Origin of the sequence: Arthrobacter sp. 131MFCol6.1 (assembly GCF_000374925.1) — a bacterium.
Classification (GTDB): Bacteria; Actinomycetota; Actinomycetes; order Actinomycetales; family Micrococcaceae; genus Arthrobacter.
The window spans coordinates 187,539-207,063 of record NZ_KB895542.1; the positions used below are offsets into that span (position 1 = coordinate 187,539).

14 protein-coding genes are annotated in these 19,525 nt (G+C 67.0%); 12 read left to right on the plus strand and 2 right to left on the minus strand.

Annotated features, from left to right (window positions below; all coding sequences use genetic code 11):
* Positions 1-103: 103 nt before the first annotated feature.
* The 3 genes from groES to C566_RS0107630 all read left to right on the plus strand — a co-directional run bounded on the left by groES (position 104) and on the right by C566_RS0107630 (position 4,443).
* Positions 104-400, plus strand: a complete 297-nt coding sequence (gene groES / locus C566_RS0107620; RefSeq protein WP_018773735.1) for a co-chaperone GroES — start codon at positions 104-106, stop codon at positions 398-400.
* An 81-nt stretch (positions 401-481) separates the two neighbouring features.
* Positions 482-2,092 carry a chaperonin GroEL gene (groL, locus tag C566_RS0107625; RefSeq protein ID WP_018773736.1) on the plus strand — a complete coding sequence of 537 codons (1,611 nt, stop codon included), beginning with the start codon at positions 482-484 and terminating at the stop codon, positions 2,090-2,092.
* Positions 2,093-2,361: 269 nt separating this feature from the next.
* Entirely contained in the window at positions 2,362-4,443 is a 2,082-nt protein-coding gene (locus tag C566_RS0107630; protein ID WP_026266487.1) for an acyltransferase family protein, read from the plus strand.
* A gap of 46 nt (positions 4,444-4,489) precedes the next feature.
* Here C566_RS0107630 and C566_RS0107635 read toward each other — a convergent pair whose 3' ends face one another.
* Complete coding sequence (locus C566_RS0107635) at positions 4,490-5,371, minus strand: DUF389 domain-containing protein (RefSeq protein WP_018773738.1); 882 nt, start codon at positions 5,369-5,371, stop codon at positions 4,490-4,492.
* 314 nt (positions 5,372-5,685) lie between these two features.
* Here C566_RS0107635 and C566_RS0107640 point away from each other — a divergent pair, with 314 nt between their 5' ends.
* The 3 genes from C566_RS0107640 to C566_RS0107650 all read left to right on the plus strand — a co-directional run bounded on the left by C566_RS0107640 (position 5,686) and on the right by C566_RS0107650 (position 11,525).
* Positions 5,686-7,770, plus strand: a complete 2,085-nt coding sequence (locus C566_RS0107640) for an acyltransferase family protein (RefSeq protein ID WP_155846800.1) — start codon at positions 5,686-5,688, stop codon at positions 7,768-7,770.
* A gap of 262 nt (positions 7,771-8,032) precedes the next feature.
* Entirely contained in the window at positions 8,033-9,544 is a 1,512-nt protein-coding gene (gene guaB / locus C566_RS0107645; RefSeq protein ID WP_018773740.1) for an IMP dehydrogenase, read from the plus strand.
* Between the two features lie 130 nt (positions 9,545-9,674).
* A complete protein-coding gene (locus C566_RS0107650; protein ID WP_018773741.1) occupies positions 9,675-11,525 on the plus strand; it encodes an ABC transporter ATP-binding protein in 1,851 nt (616 codons plus the stop codon).
* Here C566_RS0107650 and C566_RS0107655 read toward each other — a convergent pair.
* Positions 11,512-12,132 (minus strand): hypothetical protein, encoded by a 621-nt coding sequence (locus C566_RS0107655; protein WP_018773742.1) that lies wholly within the window; start codon positions 12,130-12,132, stop codon positions 11,512-11,514. The two genes, C566_RS0107650 and C566_RS0107655, sit on opposite strands and share 14 nt — an antisense overlap.
* A 55-nt stretch (positions 12,133-12,187) precedes the next feature.
* Between C566_RS0107655 and C566_RS0107660 the strand changes: the two genes are divergently transcribed.
* The 6 genes from C566_RS0107660 (at position 12,188) to guaA (ending at position 19,228) form a co-directional block, all read left to right on the plus strand.
* Positions 12,188-13,324: a GuaB3 family IMP dehydrogenase-related protein gene (locus C566_RS0107660; RefSeq protein WP_018773743.1), complete on the plus strand. Its 1,137-nt coding sequence runs from the start codon at positions 12,188-12,190 to the stop codon at positions 13,322-13,324.
* Positions 13,325-13,417: 93 nt separating this feature from the next.
* Entirely contained in the window at positions 13,418-15,169 is a 1,752-nt protein-coding gene (locus C566_RS0107665; protein WP_018773744.1) for a glycerol-3-phosphate dehydrogenase/oxidase, read from the plus strand.
* Between the two features lie 88 nt (positions 15,170-15,257).
* Positions 15,258-15,746: a PTS sugar transporter subunit IIA gene (locus C566_RS0107670; RefSeq protein ID WP_018773745.1), complete on the plus strand. Its 489-nt coding sequence runs from the start codon at positions 15,258-15,260 to the stop codon at positions 15,744-15,746.
* A gap of 283 nt (positions 15,747-16,029) precedes the next feature.
* A complete protein-coding gene (locus tag C566_RS0107675) occupies positions 16,030-16,932 on the plus strand; it encodes an SURF1 family protein (protein ID WP_018773746.1) in 903 nt (300 codons plus the stop codon).
* Complete coding sequence (locus tag C566_RS0107680; RefSeq protein ID WP_018773747.1) at positions 16,929-17,438, plus strand: DUF3817 domain-containing protein; 510 nt, start codon at positions 16,929-16,931, stop codon at positions 17,436-17,438. The genes C566_RS0107675 and C566_RS0107680 overlap by 4 nt, the downstream gene beginning before the upstream one ends.
* A 200-nt stretch (positions 17,439-17,638) precedes the next feature.
* Entirely contained in the window at positions 17,639-19,228 is a 1,590-nt protein-coding gene (guaA, locus tag C566_RS0107685) for a glutamine-hydrolyzing GMP synthase (RefSeq protein WP_018773748.1), read from the plus strand.
* Positions 19,229-19,525: the final 297 nt, after the last annotated feature.

Genomic DNA, 19,525 nt, shown 5'->3' on the forward strand with positions numbered 1-19,525 from the left:
GCGCGCTCGCCAGGCACGCTGCCGGCACCGCGACGACGGTCTGTGCGCCTTGGCATCACCGCTTCATAGTCCACAAATTTGCTGACGAAAAGGAGAGGTCCGAGTGTCGGTCTCTATTAAGCCTCTTGAGGATCGTATTGTTGTCCGCCCGCTCGAAGCCGAGCAGACCACGGCTTCCGGCCTGGTTATCCCGGACTCCGCGCAGGAGAAGCCGCAGGAAGGCGAAGTTGTTGCAGTAGGCCCCGGCCGCTTCGACGACAACGGCAACCGCGTTCCCATCGACGTTGCCGTCGGCGACGTCGTCATCTACTCCAAGTACGGTGGAACCGAAGTCAAGACCGGCGGCACCGAGTACCTCGTGCTCTCCGCCCGCGACGTTCTGGCGATCGTCGTAAAGTAACTCTCTTGGACCCCCGCGCAGCCGATCCTTTCGCATTGAATGGATCAGTTGCGCGGGGTTCTGTCTTGAAAGGACAAAACCATGGCAAAGCAGCTTGCGTTTAACGACGCTGCCCGCCGGTCGCTTGAAGCCGGCATCGATAAGCTCGCCAACACCGTCAAGGTCACGCTCGGCCCGCGCGGCCGCAACGTCGTACTGGACAAGAAGTGGGGCGCCCCCACGATCACCAACGATGGCGTGACCATCGCCCGGGAAATCGAGCTGGACGACCCCTACGAGAACCTTGGCGCGCAGCTTGCCAAGGAGGTCGCCACCAAGACCAACGATGTTGCCGGCGACGGCACCACCACCGCCACCGTCCTGGCCCAGGCCCTGGTCAAGGAAGGCCTCCGCAACGTAGCGGCAGGCGCCGCTCCGGGCGAAATCAAGCGCGGCATCGAGGTTTCGGTCGAGGCCGTCGCCGCCCGCCTGCTGGAGAACGCGCGCCCGGTTGAAGGTACGCAGGTCGCCAACGTGGCCGCAATCTCCGCCCAGAGCGACGAGGTCGGCGAGCTCCTGGCCGAGGCGTTCGGCAAGGTCGGCAAGGATGGTGTGATCACCATCGAGGAATCCTCCACCACGCAGACCGAGCTGGTCCTCACCGAGGGCATGCAGTTCGACAAGGGCTACCTGTCCCCGTACTTCGTCACGGACGCGGAACGCCAGGAGGCCGTCCTCGAGGACGCCCTGATCCTGATCAACCAGGGCAAGATCTCCTCGGTGCAGGACTTCCTGCCGCTGCTGGAAAAGGCGCTGCAGAGCTCCAAGCCGCTCTTCATCATCGCCGAAGACGTCGAGGGCGAGGCCCTGTCCACGCTGATCGTCAACCGCATCCGCGGCACGCTGAACGTCGTCGCCGTCAAGGCGCCGGGCTTCGGTGACCGCCGCAAGGCCATGCTCCAGGACATCGCGACCCTCACGGGTGCGCAGGTTGTCTCCGCGGAGCTGGGCCTGAGCCTGGACACCGTTGGTCTCGAGGTGCTCGGCACCGCACGCCGCATCACGATCACCAAGGACAACACCACGATCGTCGACGGCGCCGGTTCGGCCGAGGACGTCGCCGCCCGTGTTGCCCAGCTGCGCGCCGAGCTGACCCGGACCGATTCGGACTGGGACAAGGAAAAGCTGCAGGAGCGCCTGGCCAAGCTGGCCGGCGGCATCGGCGTGATCAAGGTCGGCGCTGCCACCGAGGTTGAGCTGAAGGAAAAGAAGCACCGCATCGAGGACGCCGTGTCCTCCACCCGCGCTGCCCTCGAAGAAGGCATCGTGGCCGGCGGCGGTTCCGCCCTCATCCACGCGCTGAAGGCGCTCGACGAGGACGCTGCCGTCCAGGCCCTCGAAGGTGACGCGGCTGCGGCCGTCGGCATCGTCCGCCGCGCCCTGGTCCAGCCGCTGCGCTGGATCGCCCAGAACGCCGGCTTCGACGGCTATGTCGTGGCTGCCAAGGTGGCCGAATCCGCCGTGAACCAGGGCTTCAACGCCAAGTCCGGCGAATACGAAGACCTGATCGCCGCCGGCGTGATCGACCCCGTCAAGGTGACGCGTGCGGCTCTGCGCAACGCGGCCTCCATCGCAGCACTGGTCCTCACCACGGAAACCCTCGTGGTGGAGAAGCCGGCTGACGAAGACGAGCACGCAGGGCACAAGCACTAGGCTCTGCCCGCAGGGGGACGGTCCGGCAACTTGCCGGGCCGTCCTTTTTTCTGTCGAGTCTCTGCTGCCGTTCTGCCGTGTTCTTGGCCGTAAGTTGCCGTGATTCTGGCAGAGTTAACCCGTCAGGCGCCGCTCCAGCGTCCCAGGTTCACTGGAAACTCCCACGTTGGCATGCCTCAATGGGGATCAGTGGCCGCCTCGGCGATTGGCCATCAAAATTACGTTTTGGTAACATGGAGGCTTTGGTTATCTGGTTGAGGGATAGTTCTATGACACAGCAAGGAACGTTGCCCCGGCCTGCCCGGCACAATGCCGCGGCGGGGCACGATCCCGCACCCAAGGCCGGCCGAAAATCCACCTTCAGGCCCGAAATCCAGGGACTCCGGTCCCTCGCCGTGCTGATGGTCATGAGCTATCACATCTGGCTGGGCCGGGTCTCCGGCGGCGTGGACGTTTTCCTGCTGATCTCAGCCTTCCTCATGACGCTGCAGTTCGTGGGCCGCTACGAGCAGGGCCGGTCCATGGCCCTCATCAAACACTGGCTGCACCTTTTCCGGCGCCTCGTCCCGGCCGCCGTCACCGTCCTGGTGGCCATACTCGCCGCAACTGTCCTGTTCCTGCCCCGGACCCGGTGGATGGAAATCATCAACCAGGGCTGGGCCTCCCTGGTCTATGCCGAGAACTGGCTCCTGCAGACGCAGGCGACGAACTACTACGCCGCGGACCACAGCCAGGCCAGCCCCTTCCAGCATTTCTGGTCCCTTTCGATCCAGGGCCAGGTCTTTATCCTGTGGCCGCTCATTTTTGTGGGAGCCGCAATCGTCGCCAAGCGCTTCAAGCTCCGCTACCGCGTGCTGCTGTGCTACGTCTTCGCCGTGATCTTCGTTGGTTCGCTGCTCTACTCCATCGTCTTCACCCAGGCGAGCCAAACGGAGGCATACTTCGACACCTGGGCCCGGTTGTGGGAGTTTGCCCTGGGCACGCTGGTGGCTTTGGCCCTTCCGGCCCTGCGGCTTCCGCGCGGCTGGCGGATCGGGCTTGGCTGGCTTGGCATTGTGGCCATGCTCAGTTGCGGCCTCCTGCTCAATGTCCAGGCTTCCTTCCCCGGGTTCGTGGCACTCTGGCCCACCCTGGCGGCAGCCTGCGTCATCGCCGCCGGACAGTCGGGGAGCAAGTTCGGCGTCGACCGGATCCTGAGTTCGAAGCCTTTGGTCCGGCTGGGTGACATTTCGTACGCCCTGTACCTGTGGCACTGGCCGGTCCTGGTCATCTCGCTTGCCGTGCTGCACAGGGACAAAGCGGGTCCGATCACGGGCGCCGTCATCGTCGCCGTTTCACTGGTGCTCGCCTACTTCACCACCCGCTTTATTGAGAAGCCCTGGCGTGAGTGGCAGTGGCCGGAGGTGCGGCGGCGCCGCGCCCTCGTTGCCATCGCCGCGGTCGTGGCCACCGCCGCCGTGCCGCTGGCCGGGATTCAGATCCAGCAGCGCCTCGAAAGCGAGGCGGTACTGGCCCAGGCCCCGAAGAACAACCCGGGCGCCTTGGCGCTGATGCCCGGCTTTGTGGACCAGGCGGACGCCAACGCCGTCCTGCTCCCCACCCCGCAGACGCTGCCGCAGGACTGGGCCAGCCTGCCGAATTCGTGCTCCGGTGACCTGCAGCCGCAGGACAAGACGCTTCAGAAGGATTGTTTCCAGAACAATCAGTCCGACACCGGAGCGAAAAAGGTCCTGGTGATCGGTGATTCCCACGCCCAGCAGTGGCTGGGCTCGATCGGTCCCCTCAGCGATGAGAAGGGCTGGCGGCTCTACGCCATGCTCAAGGGCGCCTGCAAACCCAACATTGTGCCGCAGCACGTCTCCGCGGATTGCGACAATTTCAATGCGGCGGTCGCATCGGAAGTGAAGAACAACCCACCGGACGCCATTATCATCGTGGGCACCGAAGCGGCACCGTCGTCGCCACAGGAGACTGTGATCCCGGGCTTCGAAGCCACCGCGAAGTCTTGGGCGGACGAGGGCATCAAGGTCGTGGCGCTCCGGGACAATCCGCGCTTTGCCTTCAACATGGCGGAGTGCGTGGCGACCAAGGGTGCCGACGCGCCGGACTGCAGGCCGCGCGAGCAGGGCCTCCTGGCGGCGACGAATCCCCTCGCCGCGCTGGATGGCAAGCTGCCGGGTGTTGCGTTCGTTGACATGACGGACCTGATCTGCAACGGCACGGAATGCCCGGGCGCCGTCGGCAACACCTACGTTTACCTGGACAACAACCACCTCAGCCGGAGCTATGCGGCCAGCATGGCCCCCATGTTCAGCGAGAGGCTCCTCGCGGCGACCGGATGGGGCCCATAGGCCGGTCGGACCCCGGGCCACGGCGGGCACCTGCGGCCCATATAGGTCAAGGCTGGGAGCGGTCCGCCCTGCGCCGCAGCTGCCGGGCGGCGTCCGGCGCCAGCCGCTTGGTCACCAGCCGGTAGAACAGCAGGACGGCGACGGCGGCCACCACGATTCCCAGCAGGTTCAGGAACAGCTGCAGGGCGGAGCCGGCCGCCTTCTGGTACTCGCCCAGAACCAGTGCCACGGCGACAAACCCGGCTGCCGGCACCGTGGTGACGGAGATGAACACCCCGATCAGCGCCGCCGAGCGCCGGCTGATGACCGACAGCATCCCGGCTGTTCCGGCGAGGACGGCGACGATCAGGGAATAGGGGCCGGGGTGGTAGATGAATTCAACTGCCGAACCGTGATCCAGCGCGTCTGTAGGGAACAGCCCGAGGGGTATGGAGAGCCACGCGGTCAGCGCGGCGGCCAGCATCGCGACGGGAAAGCCGACGCCGAGGGCCAGTGCCGCGTCACGTCCGAGCCGCCGCTGGCGCCGGACCAGGGCCACGGCCAGGGCGGCCAGCGGGCCGAACTCCGGGCCAACGGCCATGGCGCCGACGATCGCAATGGTGGAGTCCGTCACGATGCCGATGGCCGCGAGCTGCGTCGCCAGGACCAGGAACGCCAGGAAACTCCACGTCAGGCGCGAATCCTCGCCGGTCTGCCGCGACACCTCGTCCCAGATCACGGCGTCCGCGCCCTCACCCGGAGCCTCCGCCTCCGCCCGGTCGGCGCGGTCCGAGAGCACAAGGTCCGGTGCAATGACCGTAATCGATCCCCGCTGCTGGACATCGAGGGCGTGCAGCTTCTCCACGAGCCCCTCCACGGATTCCCGGGCCAGCAGAACCTCGATCACGTCCCCGGGCGGTGTGACGGACGAAGCCTTCGCCAGCGCCACTTCCGAGACGCCGACGTGATTTGTACAACTTTCGAGAACAACTCCGGACAATTCACCCGGAACACAAATGCGCAGCTGCACGATCACTTGGCGGCCTCCTCAGACTCGTACCAGCCTAGCTTCCGCCGCGCGGCCGACGCCGCGGCCGACGACGCCGGCGGCCACCGAGAGGGCCCCCGAGAGCGCCGCCAGCGGGGCGCACGGCGGCCGCCGCCCCCGGCCCTGCGGAGGCCTTCGCGGGACCTGCGCGATTGGCAAAGAAAATTACGTTTCGGTAACATTGATGTTTTGGAAACCGGCAGGAAGGGTTATTTGTGTCGAGCGAGCGAACCATCGTCACCCCGCCAAGGGCGGATGCAGGTTCTCCGGCGACCCGAAAAACTAGCTACCGCCCCGAAGTCCAGGGCCTTCGCGCCCTCGCGGTCCTCATGGTGGTCACGTACCACGTGTGGCTGGGCCGGGTCTCCGGCGGCGTGGACATCTTCCTCCTCATTTCAGCCTTCCTGATGACGCTCAGCTTCACGCGGAAGGTCGAAAGCGGCGCGCCGCTCCGGCTGCTCAGCCACTGGCTGCATCTGCTCAAGCGCCTGCTGCCCGCCGTCGTCGTGGTCATTCTCGGCGTCCTCGCCGGCACCTGGGCCATCCTGCCGCAAAGCCGCTGGCCCGACGTCCTTGAACAGGCCTGGGCGTCCCTGCTGTACCGGCAGAACTGGCTCCTGGCGGACAGCGCGGTGGACTACTACGCCCAGGACCATTCGGGCGCGAGCCCGCTCCAGCACTTCTGGTCACTCTCGATCCAGGGCCAGGTGTTCGTGCTCTGGCCGCTCGTCTTCGCCGGCACGGCGCTGCTTTCCCGGCTGCTCCGCCGCTGGACCGGCCAGGACCATATCCTGCTGCGTTACCGGTCACTGCTGGTTGCGGCCTTCGTCGCCATCTTCGCCGTGTCCCTGGCGTACTCGATCCAGCAGACCGCCACGAACCAGGCCCACGCCTACTTCGATACCGGCGCGCGGCTCTGGGAGTTCGCGCTCGGCTCGCTCCTGGCCCTTGCCCTGCCGTATCTGAAGCCGGGCAGGATCCTGCGCGTCGTGCTCGGCTGGGCCGGCCTCGCCGCCATGCTTTCCTGCGGGCTGTTGCTGACCGTGGACCGTTCCTTCCCCGGTTTCATCGCGCTGTGGCCCACGCTGGCCGCCGCCGCGATCATCACCGCCGGTCAAAGCGGCAGCCGATTCGGCGTTGACCGCTTCCTGACCTGGAAACCCCTGGTGGCGCTGGGGGATAACTCCTATGCGCTCTACCTCTGGCACTGGCCGCTGCTGGTCCTGGCCCTCGCCGGGGCGGGCATCACGGCGCCCAACCTGTTCCAGGGTCTGTGCATCGTTGCCGCGTCCGTCGTCCTGGCCGTGCTCACCACCCGTTTCGTCGAGAAGCCGCTGCGCGAATGGCACTGGCCCAAGCGCCGCGCCTGGCGTACCGCCGTCGTGATTGCCGCCTGTGGTGCCTTGCTGGCGGGTCCCGTCGCCGTGTGGCAGAGCCAGCTCCTGGCCGACGAAGCGGAGGCGGCGTCCCAGCCCAAGGAGCTGACTCCCGGCGCGGCCGCCCTGGCACCGGAAAACGCCGGCAAGCCCACGCCGGAAGCCAAGATCATCCCCGCGCCGGCGGCGATGAAGAACGAGTGGGCGGACATCGACGGGCTGTGCACGGACGGAAACGTCCCCAGCGACCCCCTGCTGCAGGGCTGCCTGCAGAACAACAAGCCGGACAAGGTCACCAAGCGGATTGTGGTGCTCGGTGACTCGCACGCCCAGCAGTACATGGCGGCGCTGGGCCCCATCGCGAAAAGCCACGGCTGGGAAGTTGTCACGCTCCTGAAGGGCAACTGCCGCTTCGGCGGAGAGTCCCCGGAGCGGGACGCGGACTGCAACGCCTTCAACCGGGCCAGCGCGCAGTACGTCCTGGACCACCGCCCCGACGCCGTTTTCACGGTTGCGTCCCTGACCCACAAGGAAGCGCCGTTCGAGACCGAAGTGCCGGAGTACCTGGCGGGCATCAAGCCCTTCACCGACGCCGGCATGGACGTGGTGGGCATCCGCGACAACCCCCGCTTCAACATCAATATGCCCGAGTGCGTCCAGAAGAATGGCGAGGATGCCTCGGAGTGCAACGTGCCGGAGCAGGAATCGCTCGCGGGGTCCTCGCCGCTGGACGCCTACCGCGGCCAGGTGCCCAGGCTGCACCTCATGGACATGAGCGATTTCATCTGCGCCAACGGAACGTGCCCCGCGGTGGTCGGCAACGTGTACGTCTACAAGGATGACAACCATCTGACCAAGACGTACGTCCAGTCCATGATCCCCATGTTCGAACGGCGGCTGCTCGCGGCCACCGGCTGGAAGTAAGCCGGCGTCCGCCGGCCGGACGCGGGCCCGGGCGGCCGGGGGAGCCCTCCGGGCATGGGGCGGCTCACATTGAAGCCGGACATTACCGCCCGGAATATGGCTATCGCCGCCAAGGTTCTACTATTTATTGAGGACTTCTGCACGAACCAACTGCATGAACCTTCTGCATGACCTTCTGCACAGGCCAGACCCGTAATGACGGGCTGGTCATCTGTTGCAACCCCTACCCGTGACCCCGTAACCCAAGGTAAGAGGCGCACTCATGACCCAGCCCGAACACGATCCCTTCGGCTTCATCGGCCTGACGTACGACGACGTCCTGCTCCTGCCCGGCCACACCGACGTGATCCCCTCGGAAGCGGACACGTCTTCCCGGATCTCCAAGCGCATCACGGTCCAGACCCCGCTGCTCTCCGCCGCGATGGACACCGTCACGGAGTCCCGGATGGCCATCGCCATGGCCCGCCAGGGCGGTCTCGGCGTCGTGCACCGCAACCTCTCCATCGCCGACCAGGCCGACCAGGTGGACCGGGTCAAACGCAGCGAATCCGGCATGATCACCAACCCCCTGACCATTGGCCCCGAGGCCACGCTGGCCGAACTGGACGAAATCTGCGCCCGCTACCGCGTCTCCGGCCTGCCGGTCGTGGACGAGGGCAACAGGCTGCTGGGCATCGTCACCAACCGCGACACCCGCTTCGTGCCCGAATCTGACTTCCCGCTGCGGCTGGTCAGCGACGTCATGACCAAGATGCCGCTCGTGACCGGACATGTCGGCATCAGCCGCGAGGAAGCCTCGCACAAGCTGGCCACGAACAAGATCGAAAAGCTCCCGCTCGTTGACGAGCAGGGCCGGCTCAAGGGCCTGATCACCACGAAGGACTTCACCAAGGCCGAGCAGTACCCGCTCGCCACCAAGGACGACGAGGGCCGCCTGCGCGTCGGCGCGGCGATCGGCTTCTTCGGCGACGGCTGGGAACGTGCCATGGCGCTCATCGATGCCGGTGTGGATGCTCTCTTCGTGGACACCGCAAACGGCCACTCCCAGGGTGTGCTGGAAATGATCCGCCGGCTCAAGTCCGATCCCGTTGCCGCGCACGTGGACATCATCGGCGGCCAGGCCGCCACCCGCGAAGGTGCGCAGGCACTGATCGACGCCGGTGCCGACGGCATCAAGGTCGGCGTCGGTCCCGGGTCCATCTGCACCACCCGCGTGGTCGCCGGCGTCGGCGTTCCGCAGATCACCGCCATCTACGAGTCGGCGAAGGCAGCCATCCCGGCCGGCGTCCCGCTGATCGCCGACGGCGGCCTGCAGTACTCCGGCGACATCGGCAAGGCGCTCGTCGCCGGCGCCGACACCGTCATGCTCGGCTCCCTCCTGGCCGGTTGCGACGAATCCCCGGGCGACCTGATTTTCGTCAACGGCAAGCAGTTCAAGAGCTACCGCGGCATGGGCTCCCTCGGCGCCATGCAGACCCGCGGCAAGAACACCTCCTACTCCAAGGACCGCTACTTCCAGGCCGACGTCTCCGGCGATGACAAGCTCATCCCGGAAGGCATCGAGGGCCGGGTTGCGTACCGCGGTCCGCTGTCGTCGGTGGCGTACCAGCTGGTCGGCGGGCTCCGCCAGACCATGTTCTACACCGGCGCCCCGACCGTGGCCGAACTGAAGGCGCGCGGCAAGTTCGTCCGCATCACCGCCGCCGGGCTCAAGGAGTCGCACCCGCACGACATCCAGATGACGGTCGAAGCCCCGAACTACGGGTCGCGCTAAACCCTCCGCTAAAACCAGGTGAGCCCGCCGAAACCACAGTTTCGGCGGGCTCACCCGGTTCCAGGGCGGCCCGATTCCCAGCAGCGGTGCCACTCGCGCCGGCTCCCGGTCCCGGAACTAGGCTGGAGGCATGTCCGAACTCCTGCCGGCCCGCGCGCCCAAACGCAAGCTCGCGCTCAAGCCCTACGCCCGCGCCGTGGCGCAAGTGCTGCGGGTGAGCTTCCGGGCCTCGCCCGCCGCCGTCGTCATGAAGGTCCTGGGTTCCCTGATCTCGGCGCTCCTGCCACTGGTCACAACGTACTTTGCCGCCCTGACCACCACGTCGCTGGCCGCCGCCTACGCGGGCGACGCCGACGCCGGCCGGCAGGCCGTCGTGTACGTCATCATCACCGCGGCACTCGGGCTCTTCTGGGGATCGTTCAGCAGCGTGGACCGCTACATCCAGCAGCTCATGAGCTTCCGGGTCGGCGCGATCGTCGGGGACCTGATGTACGAACGTTTCCTGTCCCTGGACTTCTGGCGCTACGACGACAAAGAGACCGTGGACCTGTACGACCGGGCGAAGCGTTTCTCCGACTCCTACGCCCGCGTCCTGGACCGGATCGCCGCCATCTTTACCCAGCTCATCTCCGTGCTGCTCGCGATCGGCGCGCTGCTGCTGGTCAGCTGGTGGATCGCCGTGATCGTCCTGATTGCGATCGTCCCCAGCGTCTACCTGCAGTTCAAGCTCTCCCGCGAACAGATCGCGCACTGGAACACCCAGGTCGATTCGCGCAGGCAGCGCAGGATGATCGAAACCAACCTCCTGCGTCCGCAGCACATCGCCGAGATGCGGCTCTACGGGATCGTCGGCTACCTGATGGGCCTGCGCTCCCGGCTGCGGGACGCCGATGAAAAGCGCCGGCTGGACTTCCAGAAGCGCTATATCCCCAAACAGCTCGCGGCCGATGCCCTGCAGTACGGCGCGGAGGTGGTGTCACTGATCTGGGTGGTGGGCCAGATCATCGCCCGGGCCCAGCCCGTGGGGCAGTTCCTCTATGTCCAGCAGATTGTCAGCCGCGCCCTCTCGACCGCCAACAGCCTCGTCTCCTCACTGAGCTCGATCGACGAGGACCTGGCGAACCTCACGGACTACGAGCTCTTCATGGCCCTGCCCGTGCCGTCCGGCCACGCCCCGCCTTTGCTGCAGGCGCCGAAGACGGTGGAACTGCGGGACATCCGCTTCACCTACACCGGCAGCGACCTGGAGGTGATCCGCGGCATTTCGCTGACCATCCGGCAAGGCCAGCACATCGCCATCGTGGGGGAGAACGGCGCCGGCAAGTCCACACTGATCCGCATCCTGGCCGGGCTGTACCGTCCCGATTCCGGGCAGGTGATGCTCGACGGCGTGGACCTCGCCGCCGTCGACGTCACCTCCTGGCACCGGCACCTGGCGGTGCTCAGCCAGGAGTTCCTCAAATACGAATTCGCCACCGCGGCGGAAAACATCTTCTTCGGCGACGTCGATTCGCCCCGCGACGACGGACGGGTCCGCCGCTCCGCCGCGGATGCCGAAGCCCTCGAATTCATCAACAAACTGCCCAACGGCCTGGACAACCACGTCAGCAACTGGATGGAGGACCCGCGCGGGCGGAAGGGCTCCGGCCTTTCCGGCGGGCAGTGGCAGCGGCTGGCGATGGCCCGGAACTTCTACCGCGGCGCATCATTCATGGTGATGGACGAGCCGACGTCGGCCATCGACGCGCTGGCGGAGCACCGGATCTTCACGCGGCTCTTCGCTGACCGCAGCAGCACGATCATCGCCATCAGCCACCGCCTGGCCACGATCGAGAAGGCCGATGTGGTCTACATGCTCGAGGACGGCCGCATCGTGGAACAAGGCACCCACAAGGAACTGGTGGCACGCCGCGGCCGGTACTTCCGGATGTTCGAGTCCCAGCTCACCGTCCCCGACACCGAGAACGTCAGCGGCGAGTAAGCGGAGCGCCCTCGATGGTCGTCCGCACCCGGGCCAGGCTGGGTTCCGGCGGGACACTGCTGAAACCGAAGCCGACGGCGGGGCGGACGGCGGCGAGCGGGCCGGCGTCGGCGCCGTCCCAGCTGACGGTCGCGGAGTCGATGCGATGCAGATCGGTGACCCCGTAGTATTCGCGCCGGCCGCCCTTGGCCGTGCCCGCAGTGCGTACGCCGGGGAGGACCCTGGCCGCAACGGGGCTGACCGCACGCAGCCAGCGCGGATGCACCGCCAGAGCCCGGGGGACCAGCCGCGCCACGGCGCCCAGCCGGGTGCGGGACCCGAGCCGGGCGCGGATCCGCAGCGGGCCGGCGTCGACCGCGAGCTGCCCGGCCCGATGCTCTGATGCCAGGGGCACGATGCAGGTCTCGTCGAAGTTGTAGACCGCGCTGATGAAATCGGCGGCTTCCACGCTCGGCGCGAGCAGGATCCGGTGGCCGGAGGGCAGCTGGACCATCGCGTCGGTGAGGGGCCCGAAGGGGGACTGCGTCCAAAGGCCCACCACCGCGCGCAGGCCCGATCCCGTGCCGATTCCGGCAATGTGTCCGTCGAATATCCAGCGCTGGTCCATGACGTTCACAGTACGTCGACGCGGAGCCGCGCGTCCGCTGGGATAACCTAGAGCAGTGACTTACGAGATTGAGATTGGCCGAGGCAAGCGTGGGCGTCGTGCCTACTCCCTGGATGACATTGCGATCGTCCCCAACCGGCGCACCCGTGACCCCAAGGACGTCTCCGTCTCCTGGCAGATCGATGCCTACAAGTTCGACATGCCGGTCATCGCGGCGCCGATGGATTCGGCCATGTCGCCGGAGACCGTCATCGCCCTGGGCCGCCTCGGCGGACTCGGTGTACTCGACCTCGAAGGCCTTTGGACCCGGTACGAGGACCCGCAGTCCGTACTGGACGAAATCGCGGGCCTGGCCGACGAGACCAACAGCCCGGCCGTCACCCGGCGCATGCAGGAGCTCTACCAGGCGCCGATCCAGCCCGAGCTGGTCACCTCCCGCCTCGCCGAGATCCGCGCCGCCGGAGTCACGGTGGCCGGCTCCCTGACCCCGCAGCGCACGCAGGAACACTACAAGACCGTGGTGGCCGCCGGCGTCGACATCTTCGTCATCCGCGGCACCACTGTCTCGGCTGAGCACGTCTCCAAGGACCACGAGCCGCTGAACCTCAAGCAGTTCATCTACGAACTCGACGTTCCCGTGATCGTCGGCGGGGCAGCCGGCTACACCCCGGCCCTGCACCTGATGCGCACCGGCGCCGCCGGCGTGCTGGTCGGCTTCGGCGGCGGAGCCACCACCACCACCCGCCGCGCCCTGGGCATCCACTCGCCGATGGCCTCCGCGATCTCCGACGTCGCGGCGGCCCGCCGGGACTACATGGACGAGTCCGGGGGACGCTACGTCCATGTGATCGCCGACGGCGGCATGGGATCCTCCGGTGACATCGTCAAGGCCATCGCCATGGGCGCCGACGCCGTGATGCTGGGCAGTGCCCTGGCCCGCGCCGACGAAGCCCCCGGCAAGGGCTGGCACTGGGGCCAGGAAGCCCACCACCTCGAACTGCCCCGCGGCGACCGGGTCAACGTGGGAACCGTGGGGCCGCTCGAAGAGGTCCTGTTCGGGCCCGGCCACCACACCAACGGAACCTCCAACCTCGTCGGCGCGCTGCGCCGTTCAATGGCGACCACCGGCTACTCGGACCTGAAGGAATTCCAGCGCGTCGACGTCGTCGTCTCGCCGTACGCCGGCAACTGAAACCGCACGCCGGGCGTTGATTGGCCCTGCCCATCCGGGAAACTTGGACGTAGTCTGGTGCCCTACGAGGTTCGATCCGGATGGAGGCGTGACATGAACAGTTTTCCCGGCGGTTCTGCCGAGGCCGGAGGTGCCCTCGGGCCAGCGGCACGCGAGGCTTCACTCACTGTGCTCAGGGGCAGCACCGCCCCCGGCAAAGAACTCGACATCCTGATCGTGGGCGGAGGCATCGTGGGTGCCGGCGCCGCCCTCGACGCCGTCACCCGCGGGCTCAGCGTCGGCATCGTCGAGGCGAACGACTGGGCAGCCGGGACGTCATCGCGGTCCTCGAAGCTCATCCACGGTGGCCTCCGGTACCTCGAAATGCTCGACTTCGGCCTGGTCAAAGAGGCACTGCATGAGCGCGGCCTCATTCTCTCCGTGCTGGCACCGCACCTGGCCCGGCCGGTCCCGTTCCTGTACCCGCTCCACAAGCCGTTCCTGGAGCGGCCCTATGTCGGCGCCGGAATCGCCCTGTACGACGCGATGTCCATCACCGGCGGGCACAGCCGCGGCGTCCCCTTCCACAAGCACCTGAGCCGGCGCGGAACCCTGCGCGCCGCCCCCAGCCTCAAGGACGACGCCTTCGTCGGATCCATCCGCTACTACGACGGGCAAGTCGACGACGCCAAGTACGTCGCCAACCTCGTGCGGACCGCGGCGCACTATGGCGCCCACGCGGTCAACCAAATGTCGGTTGTCGACTTCGTGCGCGAAGGCGAGCGGGTGGTCGGCGCCAAGGTGGTCAACCACGAGGACGGCTCCAGCTTCAAAATCCGGGCCAAGCAGGTCATCAATGCCACCGGTGTCTGGACCGACGAAACCCAGGCCATGGTGACAGACCGCGGGCAGCTCAAGGTACGGGCCTCCAAGGGCATCCACCTCGTGGTGCCCCGCGACCGGATCCAGTCCACGGTGGGGCTGATCCTGCGGACCGAGAAGTCCGTGCTGTTCGTGATCCCCTGGGGCAGGCACTGGATCATCGGGACCACTGACACCGACTGGCACCTCGACAAGGCCCACCCCGCGGCCTCCAGCAAGGACATCGACTACCTCCTCGAACACGTCAACAAGGTCCTCAAGCGCCCGCTGACCCGCGAGGACGTCGAAGGCGTCTACGCGGGGCTGCGGCCGCTGCTGGCCGGGGAAAGCGATTCCACCGCCAAGCTCTCCCGCGAACACGTGGTGGCCCACCCCGTGCCGGGTCTGGTGGTGGTGGCAGGCGGTAAATGGACCACCTATCGGGTCATGGCCAAGGACGCGGTCGACGAGGCAACACGCAGCATGGACGAGCGCGTCCCGGCCAGCTGCACGGAGTCCGTCCCCCTGCTGGGGGCGAGCGGTTTCAAGGCCGCATGGAACCAGCGGAACCGGATGGCGGAGGAGACCGGCGTGCACGTTGCCCGGATCGAACACCTCCTCAACCGCTACGGTGCCATGACGCCGGAGGTGCTGGCGCTCATCGCGGACAGTCCGGAACTGGCCGAGCCGCTGCCGGGCGCTGACGACTACCTGGCCGCCGAAGCCGTCTACGCGGCCACGCACGAGGGCGCCCGGCATGTCCAGGACGTCCTGACCCGCCGCACCCGGATTTCGATCGAAGCGTGGGACCGCGGTGTGTCCGCCGCTCCGGTAGTCGCTAAACTAATGGGAGACGTTCTCGGCTGGAGTGATGCGCAGCGCGAGGGCGAAATCAAGCACTATCTGGCCCGGGTTGATGCCGAGCGCCTGAGCCAACAGCAGCCGGACGACGAATCCGCCGATGCCGCACGGCTGGGCGTGGAGGACATTGTGCCCCTGCGCTGAGACTCAGCGCCGGCCGGCAGTGCAGGTTACAACGCTAGTCATTGGACTGCCGGCCGGCGTCACTGACGCCACTTCGAAGGGACATCTCTTGGCGGAACCACTGGACCGGTACGACGCCGAGCTCACCACACCCGAGATGGTGATCCTCGAAATGGATGCCACGGACAAGCTCGACGCCACTTCCCAGCTCGCGGAACGCATGCATGCTGCCGGACGAATTTCCGATCTCGAGGGCTTCCTCAAGCAGGTCAATGCCCGGGAGCACCAGCTCGCCACCGGCCTGCCCGGCGGTGTGGGCCTGCCGCACGCCCGCAGCGAGCTCGTGTCACAGACATCCATCGCGGTCGGCATCACGAAGTACGGCCGGGCGCTGGACTTCGGCGCGGCGGACGGCCCGGCCACGGTGATCCTGCTCATCGCCACTCCGGCGAGCTCCTTTTCCGATCACCTCGAAGTGCTCGCGACCCTGGCACGCTCACTGTCGAAAGAGTCCTTCCGTGAGTCGCTCCGCCGCGCCTACGACGCCGAAGTGATCGCCGAGCTGATCAATTCCAGCCTGGTGTTCTTCGACCACTAAAGATTGGGGCAGGCCCTTTCGTGTCGACTCCGTCGCCACGCAGGGACCCGGCTGCCCCACTCTAGGCAGGCCCTTTCGTGTCGACTCCGTCGCCACGCAGGGACCCGGCTGCCCCACTCTAGGCAGGCCCTTTCGTGTCGACTCCGTCGCCACGCAGGGACCCGGCTGCCCCACTCTAGGCAGGCCCTTTCGTGTCGACTCCGTCGCCACGCAGGGACCCGGCTGCCCCACTCTAGGCAGGCTCGTTTCGCTGTTCTACACAGGGACGAAGTACCTTTAAGGGGTGCTGAAAACTGCCCTCAAACCCCGCTGGATCGCAGGACTCGTGTTCGCGATCGCCATTTCCGGGGTCTTTGTGCTGCTCAGCCAGTGGCAGTTCGGCCGTTCAACGCAGGCCGAAGCCCCGGTCTCCACCACAACGGAGGAAACGCGGCAGCTCACCTCGGTCCTGCAGCCGGGCGGATTCTTCCCCGGATCCGTGGCTGACCAGATGGTCACCGCCACGGGAAGCTACGACCCCCAGAAGCAGGTCCTCGTCGCCGGCCGCCTCAATGACGGCGCGCAGGGCTACTGGATCGTTTCGGCCTTCGCGGTCAAGGATGCCCCGGTCCTCAAGGGCGGAGGGGCCACACCGCAGACCTGGATTCCGGTCGCACGCGGCTGGGTGGCGGATCCCGCGGACGCCGTGGCGCCGCCGTCGGGCACCATCGAACTGACCGGGCGGCTGTTGCCGTCCGAGTCCCCGCTGCCGCAGACCGATCCCGGACCCGGCCGCGCCAGCGCCGTCTCGGTCGCCGAACTCATCAACGACTGGAACGTCAGCAGCTACCCGGGCTTTGTCGCAGCAACCACCGAACTGGCCGGCGGCACCGACGTCGGGGCCGCGGCCACCGGCGGCGACGTCAAGCCCCTCCGGATCGGTCCGCAGCCGCCCGCGCAGCAGGTCAACTGGCTGAACCTCTTCTATTCCGTGGAATGGGTGGTCTTTGCCGGCTTCGCGCTGTTCATCTGGTGGCGGCTCGTGAAGGACGACTACCGCCGCGACCTCGAAGACGCGCTCGACGAGGAACCGGCCGGGGAAGAACCCCCCGACGACCGCCACGCGGCCTCCCACGAGGCGGCCGACGAGCCCACCGACGCCCATCCCACAGCCCCCCACCCCACAGACCCGAGAGTGCAATCATGATCGAGCCCCAGCCCGCCATCCAGCCGCAGACCACCAACGGCACGGGGAAGGCCGGGAAGAAGCGCCGCTTCGGCGGCACCGAGGCCCAAATCCGGTCCGCCCTGAAGTTCTACAAGGTGCTCGCCTACCTGACGGGCACGATGCTGCTGCTGCTCTGCGCCGAACTGATCGCCCGGTACGGCTTCGGGCAGTACCTCTTCGCCGGCGGCACCAACGCCGTCACCGGCCAGCCGTTCGGCCTCGGATTCGCCGACGCCGAGCCTCCCGGGGTGATCGGGGGCGTCAACCTCTCCGTCACGGTCCTGATCGTGCACGGCTGGATGTACGTCGTGTACCTGATTTCCAACTTCCGGCTCTGGTCGCTCATGCGCTGGCCGTTCACCAAGCTGGTGGTTATGGCCCTGGGCGGCGTCGTGCCGTTCCTGTCCTTCTTCGTCGAGAAGAAGTTCCACGCAGAGGTCGAGGCCGAACTCGCAGCAAACCCGCAGGCTCCCCAGCGGTACTGAACCGCGGCTCTTCTGACCCGCGGCCCTTCTGAGCCGCAGCCCTGCTGAGCAGCGCCCTCCTGAACAGCGCCCTCCTGAACAGGGACCCGACGCCGGCAGTCGCCGTCGGGCATGTGAGTTCGCTTACCTCGGCCCGCGATTCGGGCCCGCACCGGCTTCTCAATGTGCGGGCGGGCGGCGGCGCAAAGTAGGCTAGTGGGGTGACTACTCCCACTGCATCCCAGACGTCCCACAGGCCGGTTCTGGTTGTTGACTACGGTGCCCAGTACGCGCAGCTGATTGCCCGCCGCGTCCGGGAAGCGAATGTGTATTCGGAAGTGGTTCCGCATACGTACAGCACCGAGCAGCTGCTGGCCAAGAACCCCGCCGCGATCATCCTCTCGGGCGGCCCCTCGAGCGTCTACGCCGACGGCGCCCCCAGCGTCGGTGCCGACCTCTTCGAGGCCGGCGTCCCGGTCTTCGGCATCTGCTACGGATTCCAGGCCATGGCCAACGCCCTCGGCGGCAAGGTGGCCCAGACGGGCCTGCGCGAATACGGCGCCACCGAGACCACCACCCTCGGCGAGGGCCGCTCCATCCTGGCCGGCATGCCCCAGCACCAGAGCACATGGATGAGCCACGGCGACTCCGTCCACGAAGCCCCCGAGGGCTTTGAGGTCCTGGCGACGACGGCGGGCGCCGACGTCGCGGCGTTCGCCAATGAGGACAAGCGCCTCTACGGCGTCCAGTGGCACCCCGAAGTCAAGCACTCGGCCTACGGCCAGCAGGTCCTGGAGAACTTCCTCTTCAAGGGCGCCGGGCTGGAACCGAACTGGACCACCGGCAACATCCTCGAAGAACAGGTCCAGCGGATCCGTGACCAGATCGGCGACGCCCGGGTCATCTGCGGACTCTCCGGCGGTGTCGACTCGGCAGTGGCCGCTGCCCTGGTCCAGCGCGCCGTCGGCGACCAGCTGACCTGCGTCTTCGTGGACCACGGGCTGTTGCGCGAGGGCGAAGCCGAACAGGTCGAACGTGACTTCGTGGCCGCCACCGGCGTCAAGCTCTATGTCGCCAACGAGCAGGAGCGCTTCCTGAGCGCCCTTGCCGGCGTCAGCGATCCCGAGACCAAACGCAAGATCATCGGCCGCGAATTCATCCGCGCCTTCGAGGAAGCCGAACTGGCGATCATCGCCGAGGCAGCAGCTCACGGCGAGAAGATCAAGTTCCTCGTCCAGGGCACCCTGTACCCCGACGTCGTCGAATCCGGCGGCGGCGAAGGTGCGGCCAACATCAAGAGCCACCACAATGTGGGCGGGCTCCCCGAGGACCTGCAGTTTGAACTGGTTGAACCGCTCCGTGCCCTGTTCAAGGACGAGGTCCGCGCGGTCGGTGCCCAGCTCGGCCTGCCGCAGGAAATCGTCGGTCGCCAGCCCTTCCCCGGCCCGGGCCTCGGCATCCGGATCGTCGGCGATGTCACCAAGGAACGCCTGGACCTGCTCCGCAAGGCCGACGCGATCGCCCGCGCCGAGCTGACCGCGGCCGGACTGGATGACGAAGTGTGGCAGATGCCCGTGGTGCTGCTGGCGGACGTCCGCAGCGTGGGCGTCCAGGGCGACGGCCGCACTTACGGACACCCGATTGTCCTGCGCCCCGTGTCCTCCGAAGACGCCATGACCGCCGACTGGTCGCGGCTGCCCTACGAGCTCCTGGCCCGGATTTCCAACCGGATCACCAACGAAGTGGACGGCGTCAACCGCGTGGTGCTGGATGTGACCAGCAAGCCGCCGGGAACCATCGAGTGGGAATAGCAATCTGAATGGCCGGCCTTTCGAGGCCGGCCATTTCATTTTGTTCCTGACAATGTTTCTGACAATTCAGCCTGAATTTCGCACCGCCCAGTGTTGCGGCCCCGCACCTGCGGGGGATTCGGGCTACCCTCGAAAGCATGCCGGTATGGTCCAAGGCGTCCCGCGCGAGCCTGGCAACCGCGAGCACACAAGATGCGGCCAGGGAAAGCGCGGACGCAACACAGACGAGCGTTGATACGACGAACGCGCCAGAGTCGAGCCCGCCGCGGTCCGGCACAGAGAAGTCGAGCACAGAAA

Bases quoted from the DNA above. Each gene is read 5' to 3' on its own strand.
- groL (WP_018773736.1), top strand. From the start codon at position 482: ATGGCAAAGCAGCTTGCGTTTAACGACGCTGCCCGCCGGTCGCTTGAA.
- C566_RS0107630 (WP_026266487.1), top strand. From the start codon at position 2,362: ATGACACAGCAAGGAACGTTGCCCCGGCCTGCCCGGCACAATGCCGCG.
- guaB (WP_018773740.1), top strand. From the start codon at position 8,033: ATGACCCAGCCCGAACACGATCCCTTCGGCTTCATCGGCCTGACGTAC.
- C566_RS0107650 (WP_018773741.1), top strand. From the start codon at position 9,675: ATGTCCGAACTCCTGCCGGCCCGCGCGCCCAAACGCAAGCTCGCGCTC.
- C566_RS0107655 (WP_018773742.1), bottom strand. From the start codon at position 12,132: ATGGACCAGCGCTGGATATTCGACGGACACATTGCCGGAATCGGCACG.
- C566_RS0107665 (WP_018773744.1), top strand. From the start codon at position 13,418: ATGAACAGTTTTCCCGGCGGTTCTGCCGAGGCCGGAGGTGCCCTCGGG.
- C566_RS0107680 (WP_018773747.1), top strand. From the start codon at position 16,929: ATGATCGAGCCCCAGCCCGCCATCCAGCCGCAGACCACCAACGGCACG.